This window comes from Cronobacter sp. HA18006, assembly GCF_011605445.1.
GTDB lineage: Bacteria > Pseudomonadota > Gammaproteobacteria > Enterobacterales > Enterobacteriaceae > Cronobacter > Cronobacter sakazakii.
Genome location: NZ_JAANQB010000021.1, coordinates 357,543 through 379,355, shown reverse-complemented (window position 1 = coordinate 379,355; position 21,813 = coordinate 357,543). Strand labels below are relative to the sequence as shown.

Annotated in this window: 18 protein-coding genes; 12 read left to right on the top strand and 6 right to left on the bottom strand. The window is 58.1% G+C overall.

What is annotated here, in order from left to right:
- Positions 1–7: 7 nt before the first annotated feature.
- The 5 genes from araA to rluA all read left to right on the top strand — a co-directional run bounded on the left by araA (position 8) and on the right by rluA (position 8,494).
- A complete protein-coding gene (araA, locus tag G9X48_RS13940) occupies positions 8–1,510 on the top strand; it encodes an L-arabinose isomerase (RefSeq protein ID WP_097640995.1) in 1,503 nt (500 codons plus the stop codon).
- Between the two features lie 85 nt (positions 1,511–1,595).
- Entirely contained in the window at positions 1,596–2,291 is a 696-nt protein-coding gene (araD, locus tag G9X48_RS13935; RefSeq protein ID WP_004386431.1) for an L-ribulose-5-phosphate 4-epimerase, read from the top strand.
- A 133-nt stretch (positions 2,292–2,424) separates the two neighbouring features.
- Entirely contained in the window at positions 2,425–4,785 is a 2,361-nt protein-coding gene (gene polB / locus G9X48_RS13930) for a DNA polymerase II (RefSeq protein WP_097640996.1), read from the top strand.
- A 133-nt stretch (positions 4,786–4,918) separates the two neighbouring features.
- The gene (gene rapA, locus G9X48_RS13925; RefSeq protein WP_097640997.1) at positions 4,919–7,825 is read left to right on the top strand and encodes an RNA polymerase-associated protein RapA; all 2,907 of its coding nucleotides are present in this window, start codon (positions 4,919–4,921) and stop codon (positions 7,823–7,825) included.
- Between the two features lie 12 nt (positions 7,826–7,837).
- Positions 7,838–8,494 carry a bifunctional tRNA pseudouridine(32) synthase/23S rRNA pseudouridine(746) synthase RluA gene (gene rluA, locus G9X48_RS13920; protein ID WP_032988880.1) on the top strand — a complete coding sequence of 219 codons (657 nt, stop codon included), beginning with the start codon at positions 7,838–7,840 and terminating at the stop codon, positions 8,492–8,494.
- Between the two features lie 71 nt (positions 8,495–8,565).
- On the opposite strand, the gene djlA is transcribed toward rluA, so the two are convergent.
- On the bottom strand, positions 8,566–9,378 hold the full coding sequence (djlA, locus tag G9X48_RS13915; protein ID WP_007864244.1) for a co-chaperone DjlA: 813 nt from the start codon (positions 9,376–9,378) through the stop codon (positions 8,566–8,568).
- Positions 9,379–9,561: 183 nt separating this feature from the next.
- On the opposite strand from djlA, the gene lptD reads away from it, so the two are divergent.
- Genes lptD through apaH form a run of 6 tightly spaced genes read left to right on the top strand, consistent with a single transcriptional unit; the run spans position 9,562 to position 16,314 of the window.
- Complete coding sequence (gene lptD / locus G9X48_RS13910) at positions 9,562–11,925, top strand: LPS assembly protein LptD (protein WP_097640998.1); 2,364 nt, start codon at positions 9,562–9,564, stop codon at positions 11,923–11,925.
- Between the two features lie 53 nt (positions 11,926–11,978).
- Positions 11,979–13,265, top strand: a complete 1,287-nt coding sequence (gene surA / locus G9X48_RS13905; protein ID WP_004385577.1) for a peptidylprolyl isomerase SurA — start codon at positions 11,979–11,981, stop codon at positions 13,263–13,265.
- Positions 13,265–14,260, top strand: coding sequence for a 4-hydroxythreonine-4-phosphate dehydrogenase PdxA (gene pdxA, locus G9X48_RS13900; protein ID WP_004385578.1), 996 nt, complete (start codon positions 13,265–13,267; stop codon positions 14,258–14,260). Before surA ends, pdxA begins: the two co-directional genes overlap by 1 nt.
- On the top strand, positions 14,257–15,078 hold the full coding sequence (rsmA, locus tag G9X48_RS13895; protein ID WP_004385580.1) for a 16S rRNA (adenine(1518)-N(6)/adenine(1519)-N(6))-dimethyltransferase RsmA: 822 nt from the start codon (positions 14,257–14,259) through the stop codon (positions 15,076–15,078). Before pdxA ends, rsmA begins: the two co-directional genes overlap by 4 nt.
- Positions 15,079–15,080: 2 nt before the next feature.
- Complete coding sequence (gene apaG, locus G9X48_RS13890) at positions 15,081–15,458, top strand: Co2+/Mg2+ efflux protein ApaG (RefSeq protein ID WP_004385583.1); 378 nt, start codon at positions 15,081–15,083, stop codon at positions 15,456–15,458.
- 4 nt (positions 15,459–15,462) lie between these two features.
- Complete coding sequence (gene apaH / locus G9X48_RS13885) at positions 15,463–16,314, top strand: bis(5'-nucleosyl)-tetraphosphatase (symmetrical) ApaH (protein WP_032988885.1); 852 nt, start codon at positions 15,463–15,465, stop codon at positions 16,312–16,314.
- Between the two features lie 176 nt (positions 16,315–16,490).
- On the opposite strand, the gene folA is transcribed toward apaH, so the two are convergent.
- Entirely contained in the window at positions 16,491–16,970 is a 480-nt protein-coding gene (gene folA / locus G9X48_RS13880) for a type 3 dihydrofolate reductase (RefSeq protein WP_097640999.1), read from the bottom strand.
- Between the two features lie 265 nt (positions 16,971–17,235).
- Here folA and G9X48_RS13875 point away from each other — a divergent pair, with 265 nt between their 5' ends.
- Entirely contained in the window at positions 17,236–17,850 is a 615-nt protein-coding gene (locus tag G9X48_RS13875; protein ID WP_004386240.1) for a LysE family transporter, read from the top strand.
- Positions 17,851–17,901: 51 nt separating this feature from the next.
- On the opposite strand, the gene kefC is transcribed toward G9X48_RS13875, so the two are convergent.
- From kefC to G9X48_RS13855, 4 genes are all read right to left on the bottom strand, one after another.
- A complete protein-coding gene (gene kefC / locus G9X48_RS13870) occupies positions 17,902–19,764 on the bottom strand; it encodes a glutathione-regulated potassium-efflux system protein KefC (protein ID WP_105536303.1) in 1,863 nt (620 codons plus the stop codon).
- Positions 19,757–20,287 (bottom strand): glutathione-regulated potassium-efflux system oxidoreductase KefF, encoded by a 531-nt coding sequence (kefF, locus tag G9X48_RS13865; RefSeq protein WP_004386241.1) that lies wholly within the window; start codon positions 20,285–20,287, stop codon positions 19,757–19,759. Before kefF ends, kefC begins: the two co-directional genes overlap by 8 nt.
- Positions 20,288–20,499: 212 nt before the next feature.
- On the bottom strand, positions 20,500–20,733 hold the full coding sequence (locus G9X48_RS13860) for a YgdI/YgdR family lipoprotein (protein WP_007701022.1): 234 nt from the start codon (positions 20,731–20,733) through the stop codon (positions 20,500–20,502).
- A 132-nt stretch (positions 20,734–20,865) separates the two neighbouring features.
- Positions 20,866–21,729, bottom strand: coding sequence for a hypothetical protein (locus G9X48_RS13855; RefSeq protein WP_007895720.1), 864 nt, complete (start codon positions 21,727–21,729; stop codon positions 20,866–20,868).
- Positions 21,730–21,813 lie beyond the last annotated feature (84 nt).

Here is a 21,813-nt window from a genome sequence, read left to right as displayed (position 1 = left end):
CACGATGATGACAATTTTCGATCAGTATGAAGTGTGGTTTGTGATTGGCAGCCAGCACCTTTACGGCCCTGAAACGCTGCGTCAGGTCAACCAGCACGCCGAACAGGTGGTGAACGCGCTGAACGCTGAAGCGAAGCTGCCGTGCAAACTGGTGTTGAAGCCGCTCGGCACCACACCGGACGAGATCACCGCCATTTGCCGCGACGCCAACTATGACGACAAATGCGCGGGTCTGGTGGTCTGGCTGCATACGTTCTCGCCGGCGAAGATGTGGATCAACGGCCTTGCCATCCTTAACAAACCGCTGCTGCAATTCCATACCCAGTTCAATGCGCAGATCCCGTGGGGCAGCATCGACATGGACTTTATGAACCTGAACCAGACCGCACACGGCGGCCGCGAGTTCGGCTTCATCGGCGCGCGCATGCGTCTGCAACACAGCGTAGTAACCGGCCACTGGCAGGACAAACAGTCTCAGGGGCGTCTTGGCGCGTGGATGCGCCAGGCGGTATCGAAACAGGATACCCGTCACCTGAAAGTGGCGCGCTTTGGCGACAACATGCGTGAAGTCGCCGTGACCGAAGGGGATAAAGTTGCCGCGCAGATCAAGTTCGGCTTCTCGGTGAACACCTGGGGCGTGGGCGATCTGGTGGCCGTGGTTAACGACGTCAGCGAAGGCGATATCAACGCGCTGGTGGATGAATATGAGAGCAGCTACCGCCTGACGCCCGCCGCGCAAATTAACGGCGATAAACGCCAGAACGTTCTTGATGCGGCGCGCATTGAGCTTGGCATGAAGCGCTTCCTGGAGGACGGCGGTTTCCACGCCTTCACCACGACGTTTGAAGACTTGCACGGACTGAAACAGCTGCCGGGCCTCGCGGTACAGCGCCTGATGCAGCAGGGTTACGGCTTTGCGGGCGAAGGCGACTGGAAAACCGCCGCGCTGCTGCGCATCATGAAAGTGATGTCGACTGGCCTTGAAGGCGGCACCTCCTTTATGGAGGACTACACCTATAACTTCGAGAACGGCAACGACATGGTGCTCGGCTCCCATATGCTGGAAGTCTGCCCGACCATCGCCACGCCGGAAAAACCGATCCTCGACGTGCAATATCTCGGCATTGGCGGTAAAGCCGACCCGGCGCGCCTGATCTTCTCCACCTCCACCGGTCCGGCCGTCAACGCCAGCCTTATCGATCTGGGCGATCGTTTCCGCCTGCTGGTGAACTGCGTCGACGCGGTAAAAACCCCGCACGACCTGCCGAAGCTGCCGGTGGCCAACGCGCTGTGGAAAGCGCAGCCGGATCTGCCGACTGCGTCTGAAGCCTGGATCCTCGCCGGTGGCGCGCACCACACCGTCTTCAGCCAGGCGCTGACGCTCGACGATATGCGCCAGTTCGCGGAGATGCATGACCTTGAACTCGCCGTGATCGACAACGAGACCCGCCTGCCCGCGTTTAAAGACGCGCTGCGCTGGAACGAAGTCTATTACGGCTTCAAACGTTAACCCCCAGTGCCCGGTGGCGCGTCGTGCGCCGGGCCTGTGACTTCGCAGGCTCGCTCGCGACACGTCATCCAGCGTGGAGAGAGGTATGTTAGAAGAACTCAAGCGTCAGGTGCTGGAAGCCAATCTGGCGCTGCCGAAGCATAATCTGGTGACGCTCACGTGGGGCAACGTGAGCGCCGTTGACCGCGAGCGCGGCCTGTTTGTTATCAAGCCCTCGGGCGTCGATTACAGCGTGATGACCGCAGAAGATATGGTGGTGGTCAGCATCGAGACCGGCGAAGTCGTCGAAGGCACGAAAAAGCCATCGTCCGATACGCCCACCCATCGCCTGCTCTATCAGCAGTTCCCGACGATCGGCGGCATTGTGCATACCCATTCGCGCCACGCGACGATCTGGGCGCAGGCGGGGCTGCCGATCCCGGCGACCGGCACCACGCATGCCGATTACTTTTACGGGGAGATCCCCTGCACCCGTAAAATGACGGATGACGAGATCAACGGCGCGTATGAGTGGGAAACGGGCGTAGTGATCGCCGAAACCTTCCGCCAGCGCGATATCGATCCGGCTCAGATGCCCGGCGTGCTGGTGCACTCCCACGGCCCGTTCGCCTGGGGTAAAGATGCGGTCGACGCGGTGCATAACGCGATCGTGCTGGAAGAGATCGCCTATATGGGGATCTTCTGCCGCCAACTCGCCCCGGAGCTGCCACCGATGCAGCAGACGCTGCTGGATAAACACTATCTGCGCAAACACGGCGCGAAAGCGTATTACGGGCAGTAAACCGCGCCCGGTGGCGCGACGCTTACCGGGCTTGCGTTCAACCTGTAATACCACCGCGTACCTGTATAAAACCCCAGCAAAACAGACGCAACCAGGCTATAATCACGCCTGGTTTTTTATGTGAGTACGCCGCGTGTCTGAAGCGCATCAGGGGTTTATTTTAAGCCGTCACTGGCGGGATACACCGCAGGGAACGGAGATCGAATTCTGGCTTGCGACAGATGCCGGGCCGCTGCGCGTCTGCCTGCCGCCGCAGGAGTCCGTCGCGTTTATTCCCGAAGCCGAACGCGCGCGCGCCGAAAGCCTGCTTGCGCAGGAGAACGACGCGCGTTTTGCGGCACTTTCACTGAAAGATTTTCAGCGTCAGCCTGTGTGCGGCCTTTACTGCCGCTCGCACCGCCAGCTGATGCGGCTTGAAAAGCTGCTGCGCGAAAACGGCGTCACGGTCTATGAGGCGGATATTCGCCCGCCGGAACGTTTTCTGATGGAGCGGTTTATCACGGCACCCGTGTGGGTCAGCGGCGAGCGTCAGGGCGAGCGGCTGATTAACGCACGCCTGAAGCCGAGCCCGCACTATCGCCCGCCGCTCAAATGGGTGTCGCTTGATATCGAAACCAACCGCCACGGCGAGCTTTACTGCATCGGCCTTGAAGGCTGCGGCTCGCGCGTGGTCTACATGCTCGGGCCGGAAAACGGCGACGCTCGCGGCCTTGATTTCGAACTGGAATATGTCGCAAGCCGCCCGCAGCTGATTGAAAAACTCAACGCCTGGTTTGCACGGCATGACCCGGACGTGCTGATCGGCTGGAACGTTATCCAGTTCGATCTGCGGATGCTGCAAAAACATGCCGAGCGTTACGGCGTGCCCTTACGGCTTGGGCGCGGTAACAGCGAGCTGGAGTGGCGCGAACACGGCTTTAAAAATGGCGTTTTTTTCGCGCAGGCCGCGGGGCGGTTAATCATCGACGGCATCGAAGCGCTAAAATCTGCCTTCTGGAATTTTTCGTCGTTTTCGCTGGAGGCGGTGTCGCAGGAGCTGCTCGGCGAAGGTAAAGCCATCGACAACCCGTGGCAGCGCATGGATGAAATCGACCGGCGCTTCGCGGAGGATAAACCCGCGCTCGCCACCTATAACCTGAAAGACTGTGAGCTGGTAACGCGCATCTTCCATAAAACGGAGATCATGCCGTTTCTGCTGGAACGCGCCACGGTGAACGGCCTGCCGGTAGACCGCCACGGCGGCTCGGTCGCGGCGTTCAGCCACCTCTATTTTCCACGCATGCACCGAGCGGGGTTTGTCGCGCCGAACCTCGGCGCGGTGCCGCCGCAGGCCAGTCCCGGCGGCTATGTGATGGATTCGCAGCCCGGCCTGTATGATTCGGTGCTGGTGCTCGATTACAAAAGCCTTTATCCGTCGATCATCCGCACCTTTTTAATCGATCCGGTAGGACTGGTGGAAGGGCTGGGCGCGCCGGAACCCGCGGCAAGCGTGGAAGGCTTTATTGGCGCGTGGTTTTCACGCGAGACGCACTGCCTGCCGGAGATCGTCACGCAGATCTGGCAGGGGCGCGAAGAGGCTAAACGCCTCGGCAACAAGCCGCTCTCTCAGGCGCTGAAAATCATCATGAACGCGTTTTACGGCGTGCTCGGCACCAGCGCGTGCCGGTTCTACGATCCGCGCCTCGCCTCCTCGATCACCATGCGCGGCCACGAGATCATGCGTCAGACCAAAGCGCTGATCGAAGCGCAGGGCTATACGGTGATTTACGGCGATACCGACTCCACGTTCGTCTGGCTTAAGCGGGCGCATAAAGAAGACGAGGCCGCAGAGATAGGCCAGCGGCTGATTGCACACGTTAACGCCTGGTGGCAGCGTCACCTTAAAGAGAGCATGGGTCTTGAGAGCGCGCTGGAGCTGGAGTACGAAACTCACTTCAGCCGTTTTCTGATGCCGACCATTCGCGGCGCAGAGATGGGTAGCAAAAAGCGCTACGCCGGGCTGATTCAGGAAGGGGACAGCCAGCGCATGGTCTTTAAAGGGCTGGAAACGGTGCGCACCGACTGGACGCCGCTCGCGCAGCAGTTCCAGCAAAATCTCTACCTGCGTATTTTTCGCCGCGAGCCGTACCAGGACTACATTCGCGACACTATCGCGCGGCTGATGGCGGGCGAACTGGACGATCAACTGGTCTACCGCAAACGCCTGCGCCGCCCGCTCAGCGAATACCAGCGCAACGTGCCGCCGCACGTGCGCGCCGCACGGCTTGCCGATGAGCATAACGCGCGCCTCGGGCGTCCGGCGCAGTACCAGAACCGCGGCACGATTAAATATGTCTGGACGATGAACGGCCCGGAGCCGGTGGATTATCAGCAGGGCGCGCCCGACTACGACCACTATTTAACGAAGCAGTTACAGCCCGTCGCGGACGGCATCCTGCCTTTTATGGAGGATGACTTTGCTACACTGATGACAGGGCAGATGGGGCTTTTTTGACACGTGACGAACGTCCTGCCATCCAGTACCATAGCGCCCTTTTCACATCACCCTGATTGCGACCCCCCGCCTGCACGCAGGCGGGAGTCATACTATTGCCTGCAAATCTGATAAGAGAATAGAGCCGATATATATGCCTTTTACACTTGGTCAACGCTGGATCAGCGATACGGAAAGCGAACTGGGACTGGGCACCGTGGTGGCTATCGACGCCCGCATGGTGACTCTGCTTTTCCCGGCTACCGGTGAAAATCGTCTGTATGCCCGAAATGACTCCCCGGTCACCCGCGTAATGTTCAACCCGGGCGATACCGTGACCAGCCACGAAGGCTGGCAGTTGAAAGTGGATGAAGTAAAGGAAGAAAACGGCTTACTTATTTATATCGGCACCCGTCTGGATACGCTTGAGGAAAATGTCGCGCTGCGCGAAGTGTTCCTCGACAGCAAACTGGTGTTCAGCAAACCGCAGGACCGCCTGTTCGCCGGTCAGATTGACAGAATGGACCGCTTTGCCCTGCGCTATCGCGCCCGCAAGTACCAGAGCGAACAGTACCGGATGCCGTGGAGCGGCCTGCGCGGCCAGCGCACGAACCTTATCCCGCACCAGCTCAATATCGCCAATGACGTGGGCCGCCGCCACGCGCCGCGCGTGCTGCTGGCCGATGAAGTGGGTCTCGGCAAAACCATCGAGGCCGGGATGATCATTCATCAGCAGCTGCTTGCAGGCGCGGCCGAGCGCGTGCTGATTGTCGTGCCCGAAACGTTGCAACACCAGTGGCTGGTGGAGATGCTGCGCCGCTTCAACCTGCGCTTCTCGCTGTTTGATGACGAACGTTACGCCGAAGCCCAGCATGAATCCGACAACCCGTTCGACACCGAACAACTGGTGATCTGCTCGCTGGATTTCGTGCGCCGCAACAAGCAGCGCCTTGAGCATCTGTGCGACGCCGAGTGGGATCTGCTGGTGGTGGATGAAGCCCATCACCTGGTCTGGAGCGAAGACGCCCCGAGCCGTGAATATCAGGCGATTGAACAGCTGGCCGAACGCGTGCCAGGCGTACTGCTGCTGACCGCGACGCCGGAACAGCTCGGTATGGAGAGCCACTTCGCGCGTCTGCGCCTGCTGGACCCGAACCGTTTCCACGATTTCGCGCAGTTTGTCGAAGAACAGCAGAACTATCGCCCGGTGGCGGACGCCGTGGCGCTGCTGCTGGCGGGCACGCATCTGAGCGATGAACAGCTCAACACCTTAAGCGAACTGATTGGCGAACAGGATATCGAGCCGCTGCTGCAAACCGCCAACAGCGACCGCGACGGCGCCGAAAGCGCGCGTCAGGAGCTGGTCTCCATGCTGATGGACCGCCACGGCACCAGCCGCGTACTGTTCCGTAATACCCGCAACGGCGTGAAAGGCTTCCCGCAGCGCGAGTTGCACACCATTAAGCTGCCGCTGCCGACGCAGTACCAGACCGCGATTAAAGTCTCTGGCATCATGGGCGCGCGTAAGTCCGCCGAAGAGCGCGCGCGCGATATGCTCTACCCGGAGCAGATTTACCAGGAGTTTGAAGGCGACAGCGGCACCTGGTGGAACTTCGACCCGCGCGTGGAGTGGCTGATGGGCTATCTGACCAGCCACCGCTCGCAGAAAGTGCTGGTGATCTGCGCCAAAGCCGCCACCGCCCTGCAACTGGAGCAGGTGCTGCGCGAGCGAGAAGGCATTCGCGCCGCCGTGTTCCATGAAGGCATGTCGATTATCGAGCGCGACCGCGCGGCGGCCTGGTTTGCTGAAGAAGATACCGGCGCGCAGGTGCTGCTGTGCTCGGAAATCGGCTCCGAAGGCCGCAACTTCCAGTTCGCCAGCCAGCTGGTAATGTTCGATCTGCCGTTCAACCCCGATCTGCTGGAGCAGCGTATCGGCCGTCTGGACCGTATCGGCCAGGCGCATGATATCCAGATCCATGTGCCGTACCTTGAGAAAACCGCGCAATCCGTGCTGGTGCGCTGGTATCACGAAGGGCTGGACGCGTTCGAACACACCTGCCCTACCGGACGCGCCATTTATGACAGCGTCTATGAGCAGCTGATTGGCTACCTCGCCGCCCCGGAGAACACCGAAGGCTTTGACGAGCTGATTCAGGCGTGCCGCAAACAGCACGATGAACTGAAAGCGCAGCTTGAGCAGGGCCGCGACCGCCTGCTGGAGATCCACTCTAACGGCGGCGAAAAAGCCCAGCAGCTGGCTGATGCCATCGCTGAACAGGATGACGATACGGGCCTGGTGAATTTCGCCATGAACCTGTTCGACATCGTCGGCATCAATCAGGACGATCGCGGCGAACATATGATTGTGCTGACGCCATCCGATCATATGCTGGTGCCGGATTTCCCCGGCCTGCCGGAAGATGGCTGTACCATTACGTTTAACCGCGACGTGGCGCTGTCGCGCGAAGACGCGCAGTTCATCACCTGGGAGCACCCGCTTATCCGCAACGGTCTGGATCTGATCCTTTCCGGCGACACCGGCAGCTGCACCATTTCGCTGCTGAAAAACAAAGCGTTACCGGTCGGCACGCTGCTGCTGGAACTGATTTACGTGGTCGAAGCCAAAGCGCCGAAGCAGTTGCAGCTTAACCGCTTCCTGCCGCCGACGCCGGTCCGCATGCTGCTTGATAAAAACGGCAATAACCTGGCAGGCCAGGTGGAGTTTGAAAGCTTCAACCGCCAGCTCAGCGCCGTGAACCGCCATACCGGCAGCAAGCTGGTGAACGCGGTGCAGCAGGAAGTGCATGCGATTCTGCAGGGCGGCGAAGCGCAGGTGGAGAAAGCGGCACGCGAGCTTATCGACGCGGCGCGTCAGGAAGCCGATGACAAACTCTCCGCCGAGCTGTCGCGTCTCGAAGCGCTGCGCGCCGTGAACCCGAATATTCGCGACGACGAACTGGCGGCGATTGAGCATAACCGTCAGCAGGTGCTGGAGAATCTTAACCAGGCGAGCTGGCGACTGGATGCGCTGCGTCTTATCGTAGTGACTCATCAGTAACCGGAGCGAAACATGCTGGATGCCTATAACCCGCCGCAAGACCCGTGGCTGCTCATTCTTTATCAGGATGAGCATATTATGGTGGTCAACAAACCCAGCGGTCTGCTCTCGGTGCCTGGACGGCTTGAGGAGCATAAAGACAGCGTGATGACCCGCATTCAGCGTGATTTCCCGAAGGCAGAATCGGTGCACCGGCTGGATATGGCCACCAGCGGGGTGATTGCGGTGGCGCTCACCAAAGCCGCGGAGCGCGAGCTTAAGCGGCAGTTCCGCGAACGCGAGCCGAAGAAGCACTATGTGGCGCGCGTCTGGGGGCACCCGGAAAACGCGCAAGGGGTGGTGGATTTACCGCTGATTTGCGACTGGCCGAACCGGCCAAAGCAGAAGGTCTGCTATGAAACGGGCAAAGCGGCGCAAACCGAGTATGAGGTGCTGGAGTACGCGGACGATAACACCGCCCGCGTGCTGCTCAGGCCGATTACCGGGCGTTCGCATCAGCTGCGCGTGCATATGATGGCGCTTGGCCACCCGATTCTGGGCGATAAGTTTTACGCGACACCCGAGGCGTTTGCCCGCGCGCCGCGTCTGCTGCTGCACGCCGAGCAGCTCACGATTACGCATCCGGCCTACGGCACGCCGATGACGTTCCGGGCACCAGCGGATTTCTGAGCCAGCCTGAACATCATCCTTAAATAAAAAGAGACGCAGACGCGTCTCTTTTTGTTTGGCTCAGGCTTTGCTTAACGAAACCCTTTCGCCGACTTGATCATGTCGTAGGCTTTCTGAATTTCCTGCGCCTTCTGCTGCGCCATTTGCATCATCTGCGGCGGCAGCCCTTTGGCAACCAGTTTGTCAGGATGATGCTCGCTCATCAGCTTACGGTACGCGCGTTTGATAGTCGTGGCATCATCGGTCGTTTTGACACCCAGCACGTTGCAGGCGTCTTCCAGCGTCGGCCCGCGCGGTGCCTGCTGCGCATCGCCGTTGTGCCAGGATTGCTGACCGGAGCCAAACTGCGCGCCGCCCTGCATCATGCGCAGGAATTGATCGAACTGCATGCGGGAAATCCCCAGCTCTTCGCCAATCACATACAGCACGTCGCGCTCTTTCGGGTGCAGCGAGCCGTCCGCAAACGCGGTCTGGATCTGAATTTCCAGAAACATCCGAATCAGATCAAAGCGGCCAAAGCAGACGCTGCGAAGCTGGCGCATTTTATCGCGCAACGGATAGCCATTTTCCTTGCCCACGCGAAACGCGTTGCGGGCCGCGTCTCGCGACGCGCCGTGCAGGTTCATGCGATCCATAAACTGCGTCGCCACCTGAATATCGGCTTCCGTGACACGACCTTTCGATTTGGTCAGGTGTCCCATCACCTCAAACGTGGTGGCGAAGAAGAGCGACTGACGTTCCTGCTGGCTGGTGAACCAGACGGTACGACGGCTGCGCGCTTTGTCTATCATATGGCCTATTACGAGGCCTAAGATGACGCCCCAGACTCCACCGCCGACCAGCAGCCCGGTGAGCCCTCCAACCAGTTTTCCCCAATACTGCATATACTCCCCAAATGGTCATGCCGTCAGCCAGAAATTCCTTTATCATACCTGCCATTCAAAGCGGTGCCTAACCGGCAGGCAGAAAAGCAGACAGGATAACACTGGCGCTGTAGTGATGAGTAAGTTAGTCTCTGACCGTTTGCCGACGCGAAGCCATTGATGATGGAACCACGAATAACTCGTATGAAAAAACGTATTCCCACCTTGCTGGCCACCATGATTGGCGCAGCCCTTTACAGCCAACAAGGCATGGCTGCCGATCTTGCTTCTCAATGTAAGCTTGGCATACCCACCTATAATCGTCCTCTGGTACAGGGCGACCCTAACCAGTTGCCGGTGACCATTAACGCCGATCACGCGAAAGGTAACTACCCGGACAACGCGGTATTTACTGGTAATGTTGATATTCAGCAAGGTAATGGTCGCCTGCAGGCCGATGAAGTACAGCTTCATCAAAAGCAGGTGGAAGGCCAGCCAACGCCTGTGCGCACGGTCGATGCCCTGGGTAATGTGCACTATGATGACAATCAGGTCATCCTGAAAGGTCCTAAAGCGTGGGCAAATTTAAATACTAAAGATACCAACGTCTGGGAAGGCGATTACCAGATGGTAGGGCGTCAGGGCCGCGGTAAAGCGGATCTGATGAAACAGCGCGGCGAAAACCGCTATACCATTCTGGAAAACGGTTCATTTACTTCCTGTCTGCCGGGTTCCGACACCTGGAGCGTGGTCGGTAGTGAAGTTATCCACGACCGCGAAGAGCAGGTCGCCGAAATCTGGAACGCCCGTTTTAAACTCGGCCCGGTGCCGGTGTTCTACAGCCCCTATTTGCAGCTGCCGGTTGGCGATAAACGTCGTTCCGGCTTCCTTATCCCGAACGCGCAATACAGTAAGAACAACTATTTCGAGTTCTCCTTACCGTATTACTGGAATATCGCACCGAACTTCGATGCCACCATTACCCCGCACTACATGCATAAGCGTGGTAACGTGCAGTGGCAGAATGAATTCCGCTATCTGACGCACGCGGGCGCGGGCCTGATGGAATTCGACTATCTGCCGTCGGATAACGTCTATCAGGATGAGCATCCGGAGATGGATTCTAAGCACCGCTGGCTGTACTACTGGCAGCACGTTGGTGTAATGGATCAGGTGTGGCGCTTTAACGTTAACTACACCAAGGTTAGCGACACCGATTACTTTAACGATTTCAACTCGAAATACGGCTCGAGTACCGACGGCTACGCGACGCAGTTCTTCAGCGTGGGTTATGCAGTCCAGGACTTCGACGCGACGGTTTCCGCACGCCAGTTCCAGGTGTTTGATGCCAACCGGGGGAGCTCCTATCGTGCCGAGCCGCAGCTTGACGTCAATTTCTACCAGAACGACGTCGGGCCGTTCGATACGCATCTTTACGCTCAGGCCGTCCATTTCACTAACGTGAACGAGAACTACCCGGAAGCGACGCGTCTGCACCTTGAGCCGACCATCAATCTGCCGATGTCTAACGACTGGGGCAGCCTGAATGCCGAGGCAAAACTGCTGGCGACACATTATCAGCAGGACAATCTCGAACGTTACCGGAACTATCTTGGCGGCAATAACGAAGCGGCTAACAATCTTGAAGATTCCGTTAACCGCGTTCTGCCGCAGTTTAAGCTCGACGGTAAAGTGGTCTTCGAGCGTGACGCCAATCTTATCGGCGATGGTTTTACCCAGACCCTGGAGCCGCGCGCGCAGTATCTCTACGTGCCGTACCGCGATCAGAGCACGATCAACAACTACGACTCCTCACTGCTGCAGTCCGACTACTCCGGCCTGTTCCGTGACCGTACTTACGGCGGCCTTGACCGTATCGCGTCTGCAAATCAGGTCACAACGGGCGTGACGTCACGTATTTATGATGACGCCGCGGTTGAACGTTTTAACGTTTCTGTAGGTCAAATCTACTACTTCACCCAGTCCCGTACCGGCGATGACAACATCAACTGGGAGAAGAATAAAGATACGGGCTCGATGGTCTGGGCAGGTGATACTTACTGGCGCATCAGCGATCGCTGGGGCCTGCGCGGCGGCGTGCAGTATGACGCGCGCCTTGCTAACGTTGCCACTGGCAACGGCGTCATCGAGTACCGTCGTGATGAAGATCGCGTGGTGCAGCTGAACTACCGTTACGCAAGCCCGGAGTATATCCAGGCGACGCTGCCGACTTTTGCGCGATCAGAACAGTATAAAGACGGTATTAATCAGGTGGGCATGACGGCGAGCTGGCCGGTGGTGGATCGCTGGTCGGTCGTGGGCGCGTATTACTACGACACCAATACCAACGAAGCGGCCGATCAGATGCTCGGCGTGCAGTACAACTCCTGCTGTTATGCCATCCGCGTCGGTTATGAGCGGAAACTCAACGGCTGGGATATTGATAAGAGCAAATACGATGAAGTCATTGGCTTCAACATTGAGCTGCGCGGCCTGAGCTCCAACTACGGTCTCGGCACTCAGCAGATGCTGCGCTCGAATATTCTGCCGTATCAGCGCTCCATGTAATGCTCAGATTTTGAAACATCCTCCGCTTTGCGGTTAAACGAAATGGAAAAGGTATGAAGAACTGGAAAACGCTGCTTCTCGGTATCACCCTGGTGGTGAATACCAGCTTCGCTGCTCCGCAGGTTGTCGATAAAGTTGCAGCCGTCGTGAACAACGGCGTGGTACTGGAAAGTGACGTTGATGGCCTCATGCAGTCGGTAAAGCTTAACGCCAACCAGGCAGGCCAGCAGCTCCCGGATGACAGCACGCTGCGTCATCAGATTCTGGAACGTCTGATCATGGATCAGATTATGTTGCAGATGGGCCAGAAAATGGGCGTGAAAATCAGCGATGAACAGCTTGACCAGGCTATCGCTAATATCGCCAAACAAAACAACATGACGCTCGATCAGATGCGTAGCCGTCTGGCCTATGACGGCCTGAACTACAACACCTATCGCGCCCAGATCCGCAAAGAGATGATCATCTCTGAAGTGCGTAATAACGAAGTGCGTCGTCGCGTTACTATCCTGCCGCAGGAAGTGGAAACCCTGGCCGAGCAGGTCGGCAACCAGAACGACGCCAGCACCGAACTGAACCTGAGCCACATTCTGATCCCGCTGCCGGAAAACCCGACCGCCGATCAGGTGAGCGAAGCCGAAGCGCAGGCGCGTTCGATTATCGATCAGGCGCGTAACGGCGGTGATTTCGGTAAGCTTGCGATTACCTATTCCGCAGACCAGCAGGCGCTGAAAGGCGGCCAGATGGGCTGGGGCCGTATTCAGGAGCTGCCATCGGTATTCGCCCAGGCGCTGAGCACGGCGAAGAAAGGCGACGTGATTGGCCCGATCCGCTCAGGCGTCGGCTTCCATATCATTAAAGTGAACGATCTGCGTGGCCAGTCTCAGACCGTGTCGGTCACTGAAGTCCATGCGCGTCACATTCTGCTGAAACCGTCGCCGATCATGACCGATCAGCAGGCGCGTCAGAAACTTGAAGAGATCGCCGCTGATATCAAGAGTGGTAAAACCACCTTTGCTCAGGCCGCGCGTGAATTCTCTCAGGATCCGGGCTCTGCTAACCAGGGCGGGGATCTCGGCTGGGCGGCAGCGGACGTTTACGATCCGGCTTTCCGCGATGCGCTGATGAGCCTCAGCAAAGGCCAGATGAGCACGCCGGTACACTCGTCTTTCGGCTGGCATCTGATCGAACTGCTGGATACCCGCAAGTCTGACCGCACCGACGCGGCCCAAAAAGATCGCGCCTATCGCATGCTGTTCAACCGCAAATTCTCCGAAGAAGCGGCGACCTGGATGCAGGAACAACGCGCCAGCGCCTACGTGAAAATTCTGAGCAACTGATGGTAAAAACCCCTCGCGTGGTCATTACGCCCGGCGAACCCGCCGGGATTGGCCCCGACCTGGTTGTCGCGCTGGCCCAGAATAGCTGGCCTGCGCAACTGGTCGTCTGCGCCGACCCGTCGCTACTTACCGCGCGGGCGGCGCAGCTCGGTTTACCGCTCACGCTATTGCCCTTCTCGTCTGATAAACCCGCCGCACCCCAGGCGGCAGGGACGCTCACACTTCTGCCCGTTACGCTAAAAGCGCCTGTCGTGCCCGGCACGCTCGATGCGGCGAACGGCAGTTACGTGGTGGAAACCCTGGCGCGCGCCTGCGATGGCTGCCTGAGCGGCGAATTCGACGCGCTGGTCACAGGCCCGGTGCATAAAGGGATTATCAACGACGCGGGCATTCCGTTTACCGGCCATACCGAGTTCTTTGAAGCGCGCAGTCATAGCGAAAAAGTCGTGATGATGCTCGCCACCGAAGCGCTGCGCGTCGCCCTGGTCACGACACATCTGCCGCTAAAAGCGGTGGCGGATGCCATTACGCCGGATCTCCTGCGCCATATCCTCACGACGCTGCACCACGACCTGCAAAGCAAATTTGGTATCGCGAACCCGCACGTGCTGGTCTGTGGTCTGAACCCGCACGCGGGCGAAGGCGGTCATATGGGCACGGAGGAGATCGATACGATTATCCCTGTGCTGGAAGCGATGCGCGCGAAAGGGATGCGTCTCACCGGCCCGCTGCCCGCTGATACCCTTTTTCAGCCCAAATACCTCGAAAACGCCGATGCGGTGCTGGCGATGTACCACGATCAGGGCCTGCCCGTGCTAAAATACCAGGGATTTGGCCGCGCGGTGAACATTACGCTCGGCCTGCCCTTTATCCGCACGTCGGTCGATCACGGCACCGCGCTGGAGCTGGCAGGTTCCGGAAACGCCAGCGTCGGCAGTTTTATTACGGCGCTTAATCTCGCCATCAGCATGATTGTGAACAGTAAGAATCAATGAATAATCGAGTCCATCAGGGCCATTTAGCCCGCAAACGCTTCGGGCAAAACTTTCTTAACGATCAATTCGTTATAGACAGCATCGTCTCTGCAATTAACCCACAAAAAGGCCAGGCGATGGTAGAAATCGGCCCGGGCCTTGCCGCATTAACCGAGCCGGTGGGCGAACGTCTTGACCAGCTTACCGTTATCGAGCTCGACCGCGATCTGGCAGCGCGCCTGCAAACGCATCCGTTCCTTGGCCCGAAGCTGACCATTTATCAGCAGGACGCCATGACCATGGATTTCGGCGAACTGTCGCAGAAAATGGGCCAGCCGCTGCGCGTGTTCGGTAACCTGCCGTACAATATCTCGACCCCACTGATGTTCCACCTCTTTAGCTATACTGATGCGATTGCCGACATGCACTTCATGCTGCAAAAAGAGGTGGTCAACCGTCTGGTTGCGGGGCCGAACAGCAAGGCGTACGGTCGTTTAAGCGTGATGGCACAATATTTCTGCCAGGTTATTCCTGTGCTTGAAGTACCGCCGACCGCCTTTACGCCGCCGCCTAAAGTGGATTCCGCCGTGGTGCGCCTTGTGCCGCACGCCACGCCGCCGCATCCGGTGAAAGAGCTGCGTCTGTTAAGCCGTCTCACCACCGAAGCGTTTAACCAGCGCCGTAAAACGATTCGCAACAGCCTTGGCAATGTGTTCAGCCCTGAGGTTCTGACGTCGCTCGGCATCGACCCGGCTATGCGCGCCGAGAATATTTCTGTTGCGCAGTATTGCCAGATGGCGAATTATTTAGCTGATAATCCGCCCTCGAAGGAGAGCTAAACATGGCTGATTCACCCCGCGTTTGCGTACAGGTACAAAGCGTTTATATCGAAGCCCAGTCTTCACCGGAGGATGAGCGTTTCGTCTTTGCCTATACCGTCACCGTCCGCAATCTGGGGCGAACGCCTGTTCAGCTGCTGGGCCGCTACTGGCTTATCACCAACGGCAACGGTAAAGAGACCGAAGTCCAGGGTGAAGGCGTGGTAGGGGTTCAGCCCCATATCCAGCCCGGCGGCGAATACCAGTACACCAGCGGCGCGGTCATTGAAACGCCGTTCGGCACAATGCAGGGCCACTACGAAATGGTGGACGATCAGGGCAACGGTTTTCACCTTGATATCCCGGTTTTCCGCCTCGCCGTTCCCACACTGATCCATTAATACCATGTCTACATATCTGATTGGCGACGTTCATGGTTGCTACGATGAACTTGTCGCGCTGTTACAGCAGGTCGAATTTACACCAGGCCAGGATACGCTATGGCTGACCGGCGATCTGGTGGCCCGCGGCCCCGGCTCGCTTGAAGTGCTGCGCTATGTCCGTTCACTCGGCGATTCCGTTCGCATGGTGCTGGGCAACCACGATCTGCATCTGCTGGCGGTTTTCGCGGGCATCAGCCGTAATAAACCGAAAGACCGCGTGACGCCGCTGCTGGAAGCGCCGGACGCCGACGAGCTTATCAACTGGCTGCGCCGCCAGCCGCTGTTGCAGGTGGACGAAGAGAAAAAGCTGGTGATGGCCCACGCGGGTATTACGCCACAGTGGGATCTCGCTACCGCTCAGGCGTGCGCGCGCGATGTCGAGGCGGTGCTGGCGAGCGACAGCTATCCGCTGTTCCTCGACGCGATGTACGGCGATATGCCTAACAACTGGTCGCCGGAGCTGACGGGCCTTGCGCGCCTGCGTTTTATTTCCAATGCCTTTACGCGCATGCGTTATTGCTTCCCGAACGGCCAGCTCGATATGTATTGCAAAGAGAGCCCGGAAAGCGCGCCCGCGCCGCTGAAACCGTGGTTCGCCATTCCTGGGCCGGTGGCGCAGGAGTACGCCATTGTCTTCGGGCACTGGGCGTCGCTGGAAGGAAAAGGCACGCCGGAGAATATCTACGCGCTCGATACCGGCTGCTGCTGGGGCGGTACCCTGACCTGTCTGCGCTGGGAAGATAAAGCGGTGTTCACGCAGCATTCCAATCGTCAGGCCGACATCGACGACGACAAAGCCGCGATCGCATCCTGATCGTTTTTGTAAAAGGTGGATGCGCTACGCTTATCCACCCTACAAACCATGCCCCGCTCCCCGTAGGGCGGGTAAGCGAAGCGCACCCGCCGTAAACCGCACCCGCAGCCCCATAAAAAAAGCGGACGCGCCATGCGCATCCGCTTTTTCAACACAACCGTCAACCCAGACGCGGCTTAACGGCGCTCAAGAATCTCGAAACAATAGCTGTGTGAGTTCTTCTCATCGGCGTCATGGAATTCGCTAAACACCGACTGCCACTCGTCCGGCTCGTAATCCGGGAAATGGGTATCGCCTTCCACTTCCGCATCGATATGGGTGAGATAAAGACGCTGCGCGCGCGGCAGGAACTGCTCGTAAACGCGACCGCCGCCAATCACCATCACTTCTTCGGCATCGCCGCATGCCTGTAACGCTTCCTCAACGGAGCGCACCCACACAACGCGGTCATCTTCGCCCGGACGGCTGCTGAGCACAATATTTTTACGGCCCGGCAGCGGGCGACCGATCGATTCCCAGGTCAGACGCCCCATGATAACCGGTTTGTTAAGTGTGTTACGTTTAAACCAGGCGAGATCGGCAGGGAGGTCCCACGGCATGGCGTTTTCCATACCAATCACGCGATCCACCGCTAAAGCCGCAATCAGACTGATCATTGATAATTTCCCAGGTATAAAAAATTGCCGCCACTATACGGAAAGCGCAATCTTTAGTCGACTGGCGACCCGAACCAGATAAAGAATTTTTTTTGTTCTGCTGTGGAGGGCACGATGCAGCGTTTTTCGCCGCTTCGTTATGCGTATGAAACCAAACGCGTTTCGACTTTACACCCGTGTAAACCCGTTTTGTTGCCTGAAGGCAGCGGATGTCAAAATGTACTGAATGCTTTATAGTGCGCGCTTGCTGAAGTGAGGATTGACCATGCTGGAAACCACCCTTTTTGTTGCCACTATTGCGGCGCTGGGCATGCTGTCGCCGGGCCCCGATTTCTTTCTGGTTATCAAAAACGCCGCGCGCTATCCGCGCAGCGCCGCGATGATGACGGCCGCAGGCGTCATCGCAGGCGTTGTGACGCATATGACCTACTGTGTCGCGGGCATCGCGGTAGTCATCACCACCACGCCGTGGCTTTTCGGCGCGCTGAAATATGTCGGCGCAGCGTATCTCGTCTGGCTTGGCGTGAATGCGCTGCTGGCGCGCGGGACCACCAGTCTGGCGCTCGATGGCGTGGCGCAGGAAAGCACTTCGCTTAAAAAAGCGTTTATTCAGGGTTACCTCTGTAACCTGCTGAACCCCAAAGCCACGCTGTTCTTTCTGGCAATGTTCACTCAGGTGCTGAACGTAAACTCCGGCCTGATGGAAAAACTCTGGTACGCGGGCATTATCGTCGCGCTGACGCTGGTCTGGTGGCCGCTGCTGGTCCTGTTGATTCAGAGCCAGCCGGTGCGCCGCGGCCTGACCAAAGCACAGAAGGTGATCGACAAACTGCTGGGCGGCATGCTGCTGGCGCTCGGCATTAAAGTGGCGCTGAGCTAACGCCGCGCTCAGCCTTCGCGCAAAAGAAAACGCCCCGACAGGGGCGTTTTTTTATGGCTGCGGTTTCACTTCCGGCTCGTCGGCCTCATTGCCGGTGTGTTTGCCTTCCTGTGTCCCCTGCCAGCCGTGACGCTGGATCAAAGACAAATGCGCGCGGTCTTCGCTAATGATCTCCGTCAGCATCGCGCTGGTGCGCCTGAAGGTGGCGGCGCGCGCCGAGGTGTCGTTGTCGCCTTCAGCCATTTCATCCACCATTTGCTGGTTATAACAACGAAACAGATCGGCGCGCTCGCGCGCTTCGTAACTGCCGATGCCCAGCTCCTCCAGCGCCATGCGCCCTACCCGCAGCGCGCCTTCGAACGTTTCACGCTCCGGCTGCGCGACACCCGCCTGACGCAGGCGAATGTAATGATCGACATCGCGGGCGCGGGCGATAATCCGCACCTGCGGAAAGTGCGTCTGCACCAGCTCCGTCAGTTGCAGATTCGCCTGCGGATCGTCAATGGCGTTAATCAGCACTTCGGCTTTCGCCACGCCCGCCGATTCCAGCAGGTCGACGCGGGTGGCGTCGCCATAAAACACTTTCATGCCAAATTTGCGCAGCGTTTCGATATGGTCCGGATCGTGATCGAGAACCACCATCTTCACGCCGCTGGAGAGCAGCAAACGGCCGGCTATCTGACCAAATCGCCCGAAGCCCGCGATAATCACCCGCGGCTGCTCTTCATCAATCTCATCAGCTTCTCGCGCCTGCTGCTGCCCCGATTTCTCAAGGCGGGTTAACAGCACCAGCAGCAGCGGCGTCGCGGCCATAGAGAGCGCCACCGCGAGCGTCAGCGCCTTCGCCCATTCGACATCCAGCACTTCGGCGCTGCGCGCCGCGCCGAAAATCACGAACGCGAACTCACTTCCCTGCCCTAACAGCACGGCAAACCAGCGCCCCTGACGCCCCGGCACCTTCAGCGGTTTCGCGATAAGCCACAGCGTGACGGTTTTGATAATCAGGAAGCCAAAGAGCAGCGTAAGCACGCGCAGCGGATGCGCCACCAGCGTGCCGAAATCAATCGACATCCCGACGCCGATAAAAAATAACCCCAGCAGCAGCCCTTTGAACGGCTCAATATCGCTCTCCAGCGCGTGGCGGTATTCCGAGCTTGCCAGTAAGACGCCCGCGAGAAACGCGCCCATCGCCATCGACAGCCCGGCCTCTTCCAGCAGCAGCCCGAAGCCGAACACCAGAAACAGCGCTACGGCGCTGAACACCTCGCGAAGCCCGGAGCGCGCCACAAAACGCAGCGCCGGTCGCGCGACAAAACGCCCGAGCAACACCACCAGGGCCAGCGCGCCGACGACTTTCAGCGCCGAGAGAAGAAACGCGCTGGCGGTCGTCGCCTCGCCGCTCGCGGCTAGCAGTGGGATCATCGCCACCAGCGGGATCGCGGCGATATCCTGGAACAGCAACACGGCAAAGGCGCTGCGCCCCATTTGTGATGCCGTCAGGTTACGCTCGTTCATCGCCTGCATGGCGATGGCCGTTGAAGAGAGCGCGAGCGTCAGGCCAATCAGCAACGCCACCTGCCAGCGCAGCCCGAGCGCCACGCAAAAGCCGCCGAGCAGCAGGCCGCACGCGCCCATCTGCAACGCGCCGCCGCCAAAGACCGAGGCGCGCAGTTTCCACAGGCGCTGCGGATCAAGCTCAAGCCCGATGACAAACAGCATCAGCACCACGCCGATTTCCGCAAAATGCAAAATCGCCTGCGCGTCCGTCACCAGCCGTAATCCCCACGGGCCAATCAGCCCGCCAGCAATCAGATATCCCAGCACCGAGCCAAGCCCAAGACGCACCGCGACGGGCACAATCAGCGCGGCCGACCCGAGGTAGATCAGCGCCTGTATCAACGTATGACTATCCATGATGGCGCTCCTGCCAGTCGGTTAAGCGTTTCAGGTATTCCCGCGCTTTGCCTTCGAGCGTTTCGTCGTCGCAGACAAAGGTGCGGTGCATCGCATAGGGTGTTAGCCAGTTCAGGCCGCAATAGAGCGCGGTGGCCTGTAACGGCTGCGCGAGCACGTCGAAGCCAGGATGGTCGCCAAGATCAAAATGGTGTTTATCGCCGCCGGTCGTCACGGCCCACAGCACGCTTTTGCCCCTGAGCGCCGTTCCGCCTTTGCCATAGGCCCAGCCGTGCGACAACACTTTGTCTATCCAGAGTTTGAACAGCGGCGGCACGCTGTACCATTGCATCGGATGCTGCCAGACGATGAGATCGGCGCGCGCCAGCGCCTCCTGCTCGGCGGGCACGTTGATGTTGAAATCGGGATAAAGCTGATAAAGCGAGCGCACCTCGATATCGTCCAGCCCCTGCACATGCTCCAGCATCCGCCGGTTGGCATGGGAGTGATGCGGATAGGGGTGCGCATAAATAATTAAAATCATAACCTTGCCTGTGTCCTGCCCACCGTGGGAATGCAATGAGTGTAGCCAGTTAACGGGCGCGCTTACAGGGGCAATCCGCAGGGGTATTAGGCGGGGATGAAGCAGAAAGGGTTTGCTGCGATTTACCAGTCGGCATAACGCGTCTTGCGGTAAAAACAAAAACGGATGCATCAGCATCCGTTTTTTCAAGCGTGAGGATAAAAAACGCGAAATTAGTTATCCAGCTCGCTCATGGATTTTACCTGGTCGCGATTGATCTGCTCAGTCTGTCCGGTCTGGGCGTTTTTATAAGAGACCAGCCCGGTATCGCTGTCGACTTCCGGCTTACCGTCGGTGACCACGGTTTTACCGTCGGTCGTCTTAACAGCCTGGTTGGATGAACAGCCCGCCACGGTAAACAGCGTAGCGGCAGCAAAAATGGACGTAATCAGTAGTTTCGATCGCATGGTGTTCTCCCCTGCTTTCAGTGTGTTTTAATGACTTACTTTATTATTTTAGATTAACTTACTGATAACAGATGGAAATACAGACGGTTCTGAGGCCGGGCATCCTGAATGCCGATGCCCGGCGGTCAGATGTTACTGCTTCAGCTCCAGAATGGAGCTCATCATGGTGTGATTCAGGTTAGTCATAATTTCATAATAACGGGTCAATTCTTCACCGCCCGCTTTAGGGTTACGCCATTTCTCGCGGTTCTGTTTGTCGAACGCTTTGAGCAGATCTTTTTGATCACCTGCCGATTCGGCATGAATAAAGTCATTATAAATTTTGGTGGCTTCATTCAGGTTTTGCTGAAGTTCAGGCGAAGTAAACTGCGCGGTGATTTCAGGCGGCTGGTAACGCGACTCCGTGATACGCATGTTTTCAGTGTATTCCACGGATGGCGAAAACTGATTGTTGTAATAATCCTTAAACTCTTCGAGACGGAAAAGTTTCGTTTTGTAGTTATCCGCAGAGGTCGATGACATCGACTCCGGGAAAGGCTCTGTCGGGTTCAGCTCCCACTCTTTCGTAAAATTATCGATAAACAGCCCGCTGCCCATATCTTCGAACGGGCCGGTCACGGTCTGCCCGTCAATCGTCAGGGTGTGAACATCGCCGTTTTCACTGGACGGCGTTACGCCTTCCGCCAGATATTTTTGTATCACGTAGATGTAGCGGGTACGGGTCGGGTTGATAAGACCGCTCACGCCCGAGCGAGGCATCGCGCTAAAGACGCTGAATTTCACCTTGTCGCCATTCTCAAGCGTCAGCGTATGCTGGCCCGCGTCCAGTTTAATCGTTTGTGATTGCTCTGCCGCAAGCGTGATTTTTTGATCGTCTACCGAAATCGCGAGCGGTTTCCCGGTCGGGTTATCTATCAGGAACTCTTTGCTGTCACCACCGCCAAAGCAGGCGGTTAATGCCAGACAGGTACCCAGAAGCAGGACTTTTTTTAACACGTGTTTCTCCTTAAACGTAAACCGGGAAGTCGGCAAACGAGACAGCCTGAAGGGTAACGGATGGCCGTGCAGGAGTGAAAAACT

What these genes read in the sequence shown, in the direction of transcription:
- araA (WP_097640995.1), top strand. Translation starts at nt 8, where the DNA reads ATGACAATTTTCGATCAGTATGAAGTGTGGTTTGTGATTGGCAGCCAG.
- araD (WP_004386431.1), top strand. Translation starts at nt 1,596, where the DNA reads ATGTTAGAAGAACTCAAGCGTCAGGTGCTGGAAGCCAATCTGGCGCTG.
- rapA (WP_097640997.1), top strand. Translation starts at nt 4,919, where the DNA reads ATGCCTTTTACACTTGGTCAACGCTGGATCAGCGATACGGAAAGCGAA.
- rluA (WP_032988880.1), top strand. Translation starts at nt 7,838, where the DNA reads ATGCTGGATGCCTATAACCCGCCGCAAGACCCGTGGCTGCTCATTCTT.
- djlA (WP_007864244.1), bottom strand. Translation starts at nt 9,378, where the DNA reads ATGCAGTATTGGGGAAAACTGGTTGGAGGGCTCACCGGGCTGCTGGTC.
- lptD (WP_097640998.1), top strand. Translation starts at nt 9,562, where the DNA reads ATGAAAAAACGTATTCCCACCTTGCTGGCCACCATGATTGGCGCAGCC.
- surA (WP_004385577.1), top strand. Translation starts at nt 11,979, where the DNA reads ATGAAGAACTGGAAAACGCTGCTTCTCGGTATCACCCTGGTGGTGAAT.
- pdxA (WP_004385578.1), top strand. Translation starts at nt 13,265, where the DNA reads ATGGTAAAAACCCCTCGCGTGGTCATTACGCCCGGCGAACCCGCCGGG.
- rsmA (WP_004385580.1), top strand. Translation starts at nt 14,257, where the DNA reads ATGAATAATCGAGTCCATCAGGGCCATTTAGCCCGCAAACGCTTCGGG.
- apaG (WP_004385583.1), top strand. Translation starts at nt 15,081, where the DNA reads ATGGCTGATTCACCCCGCGTTTGCGTACAGGTACAAAGCGTTTATATC.
- apaH (WP_032988885.1), top strand. Translation starts at nt 15,463, where the DNA reads ATGTCTACATATCTGATTGGCGACGTTCATGGTTGCTACGATGAACTT.
- folA (WP_097640999.1), bottom strand. Translation starts at nt 16,970, where the DNA reads ATGATCAGTCTGATTGCGGCTTTAGCGGTGGATCGCGTGATTGGTATG.
- G9X48_RS13875 (WP_004386240.1), top strand. Translation starts at nt 17,236, where the DNA reads ATGCTGGAAACCACCCTTTTTGTTGCCACTATTGCGGCGCTGGGCATG.
- kefC (WP_105536303.1), bottom strand. Translation starts at nt 19,764, where the DNA reads ATGGATAGTCATACGTTGATACAGGCGCTGATCTACCTCGGGTCGGCC.
- kefF (WP_004386241.1), bottom strand. Translation starts at nt 20,287, where the DNA reads ATGATTTTAATTATTTATGCGCACCCCTATCCGCATCACTCCCATGCC.
- G9X48_RS13860 (WP_007701022.1), bottom strand. Translation starts at nt 20,733, where the DNA reads ATGCGATCGAAACTACTGATTACGTCCATTTTTGCTGCCGCTACGCTG.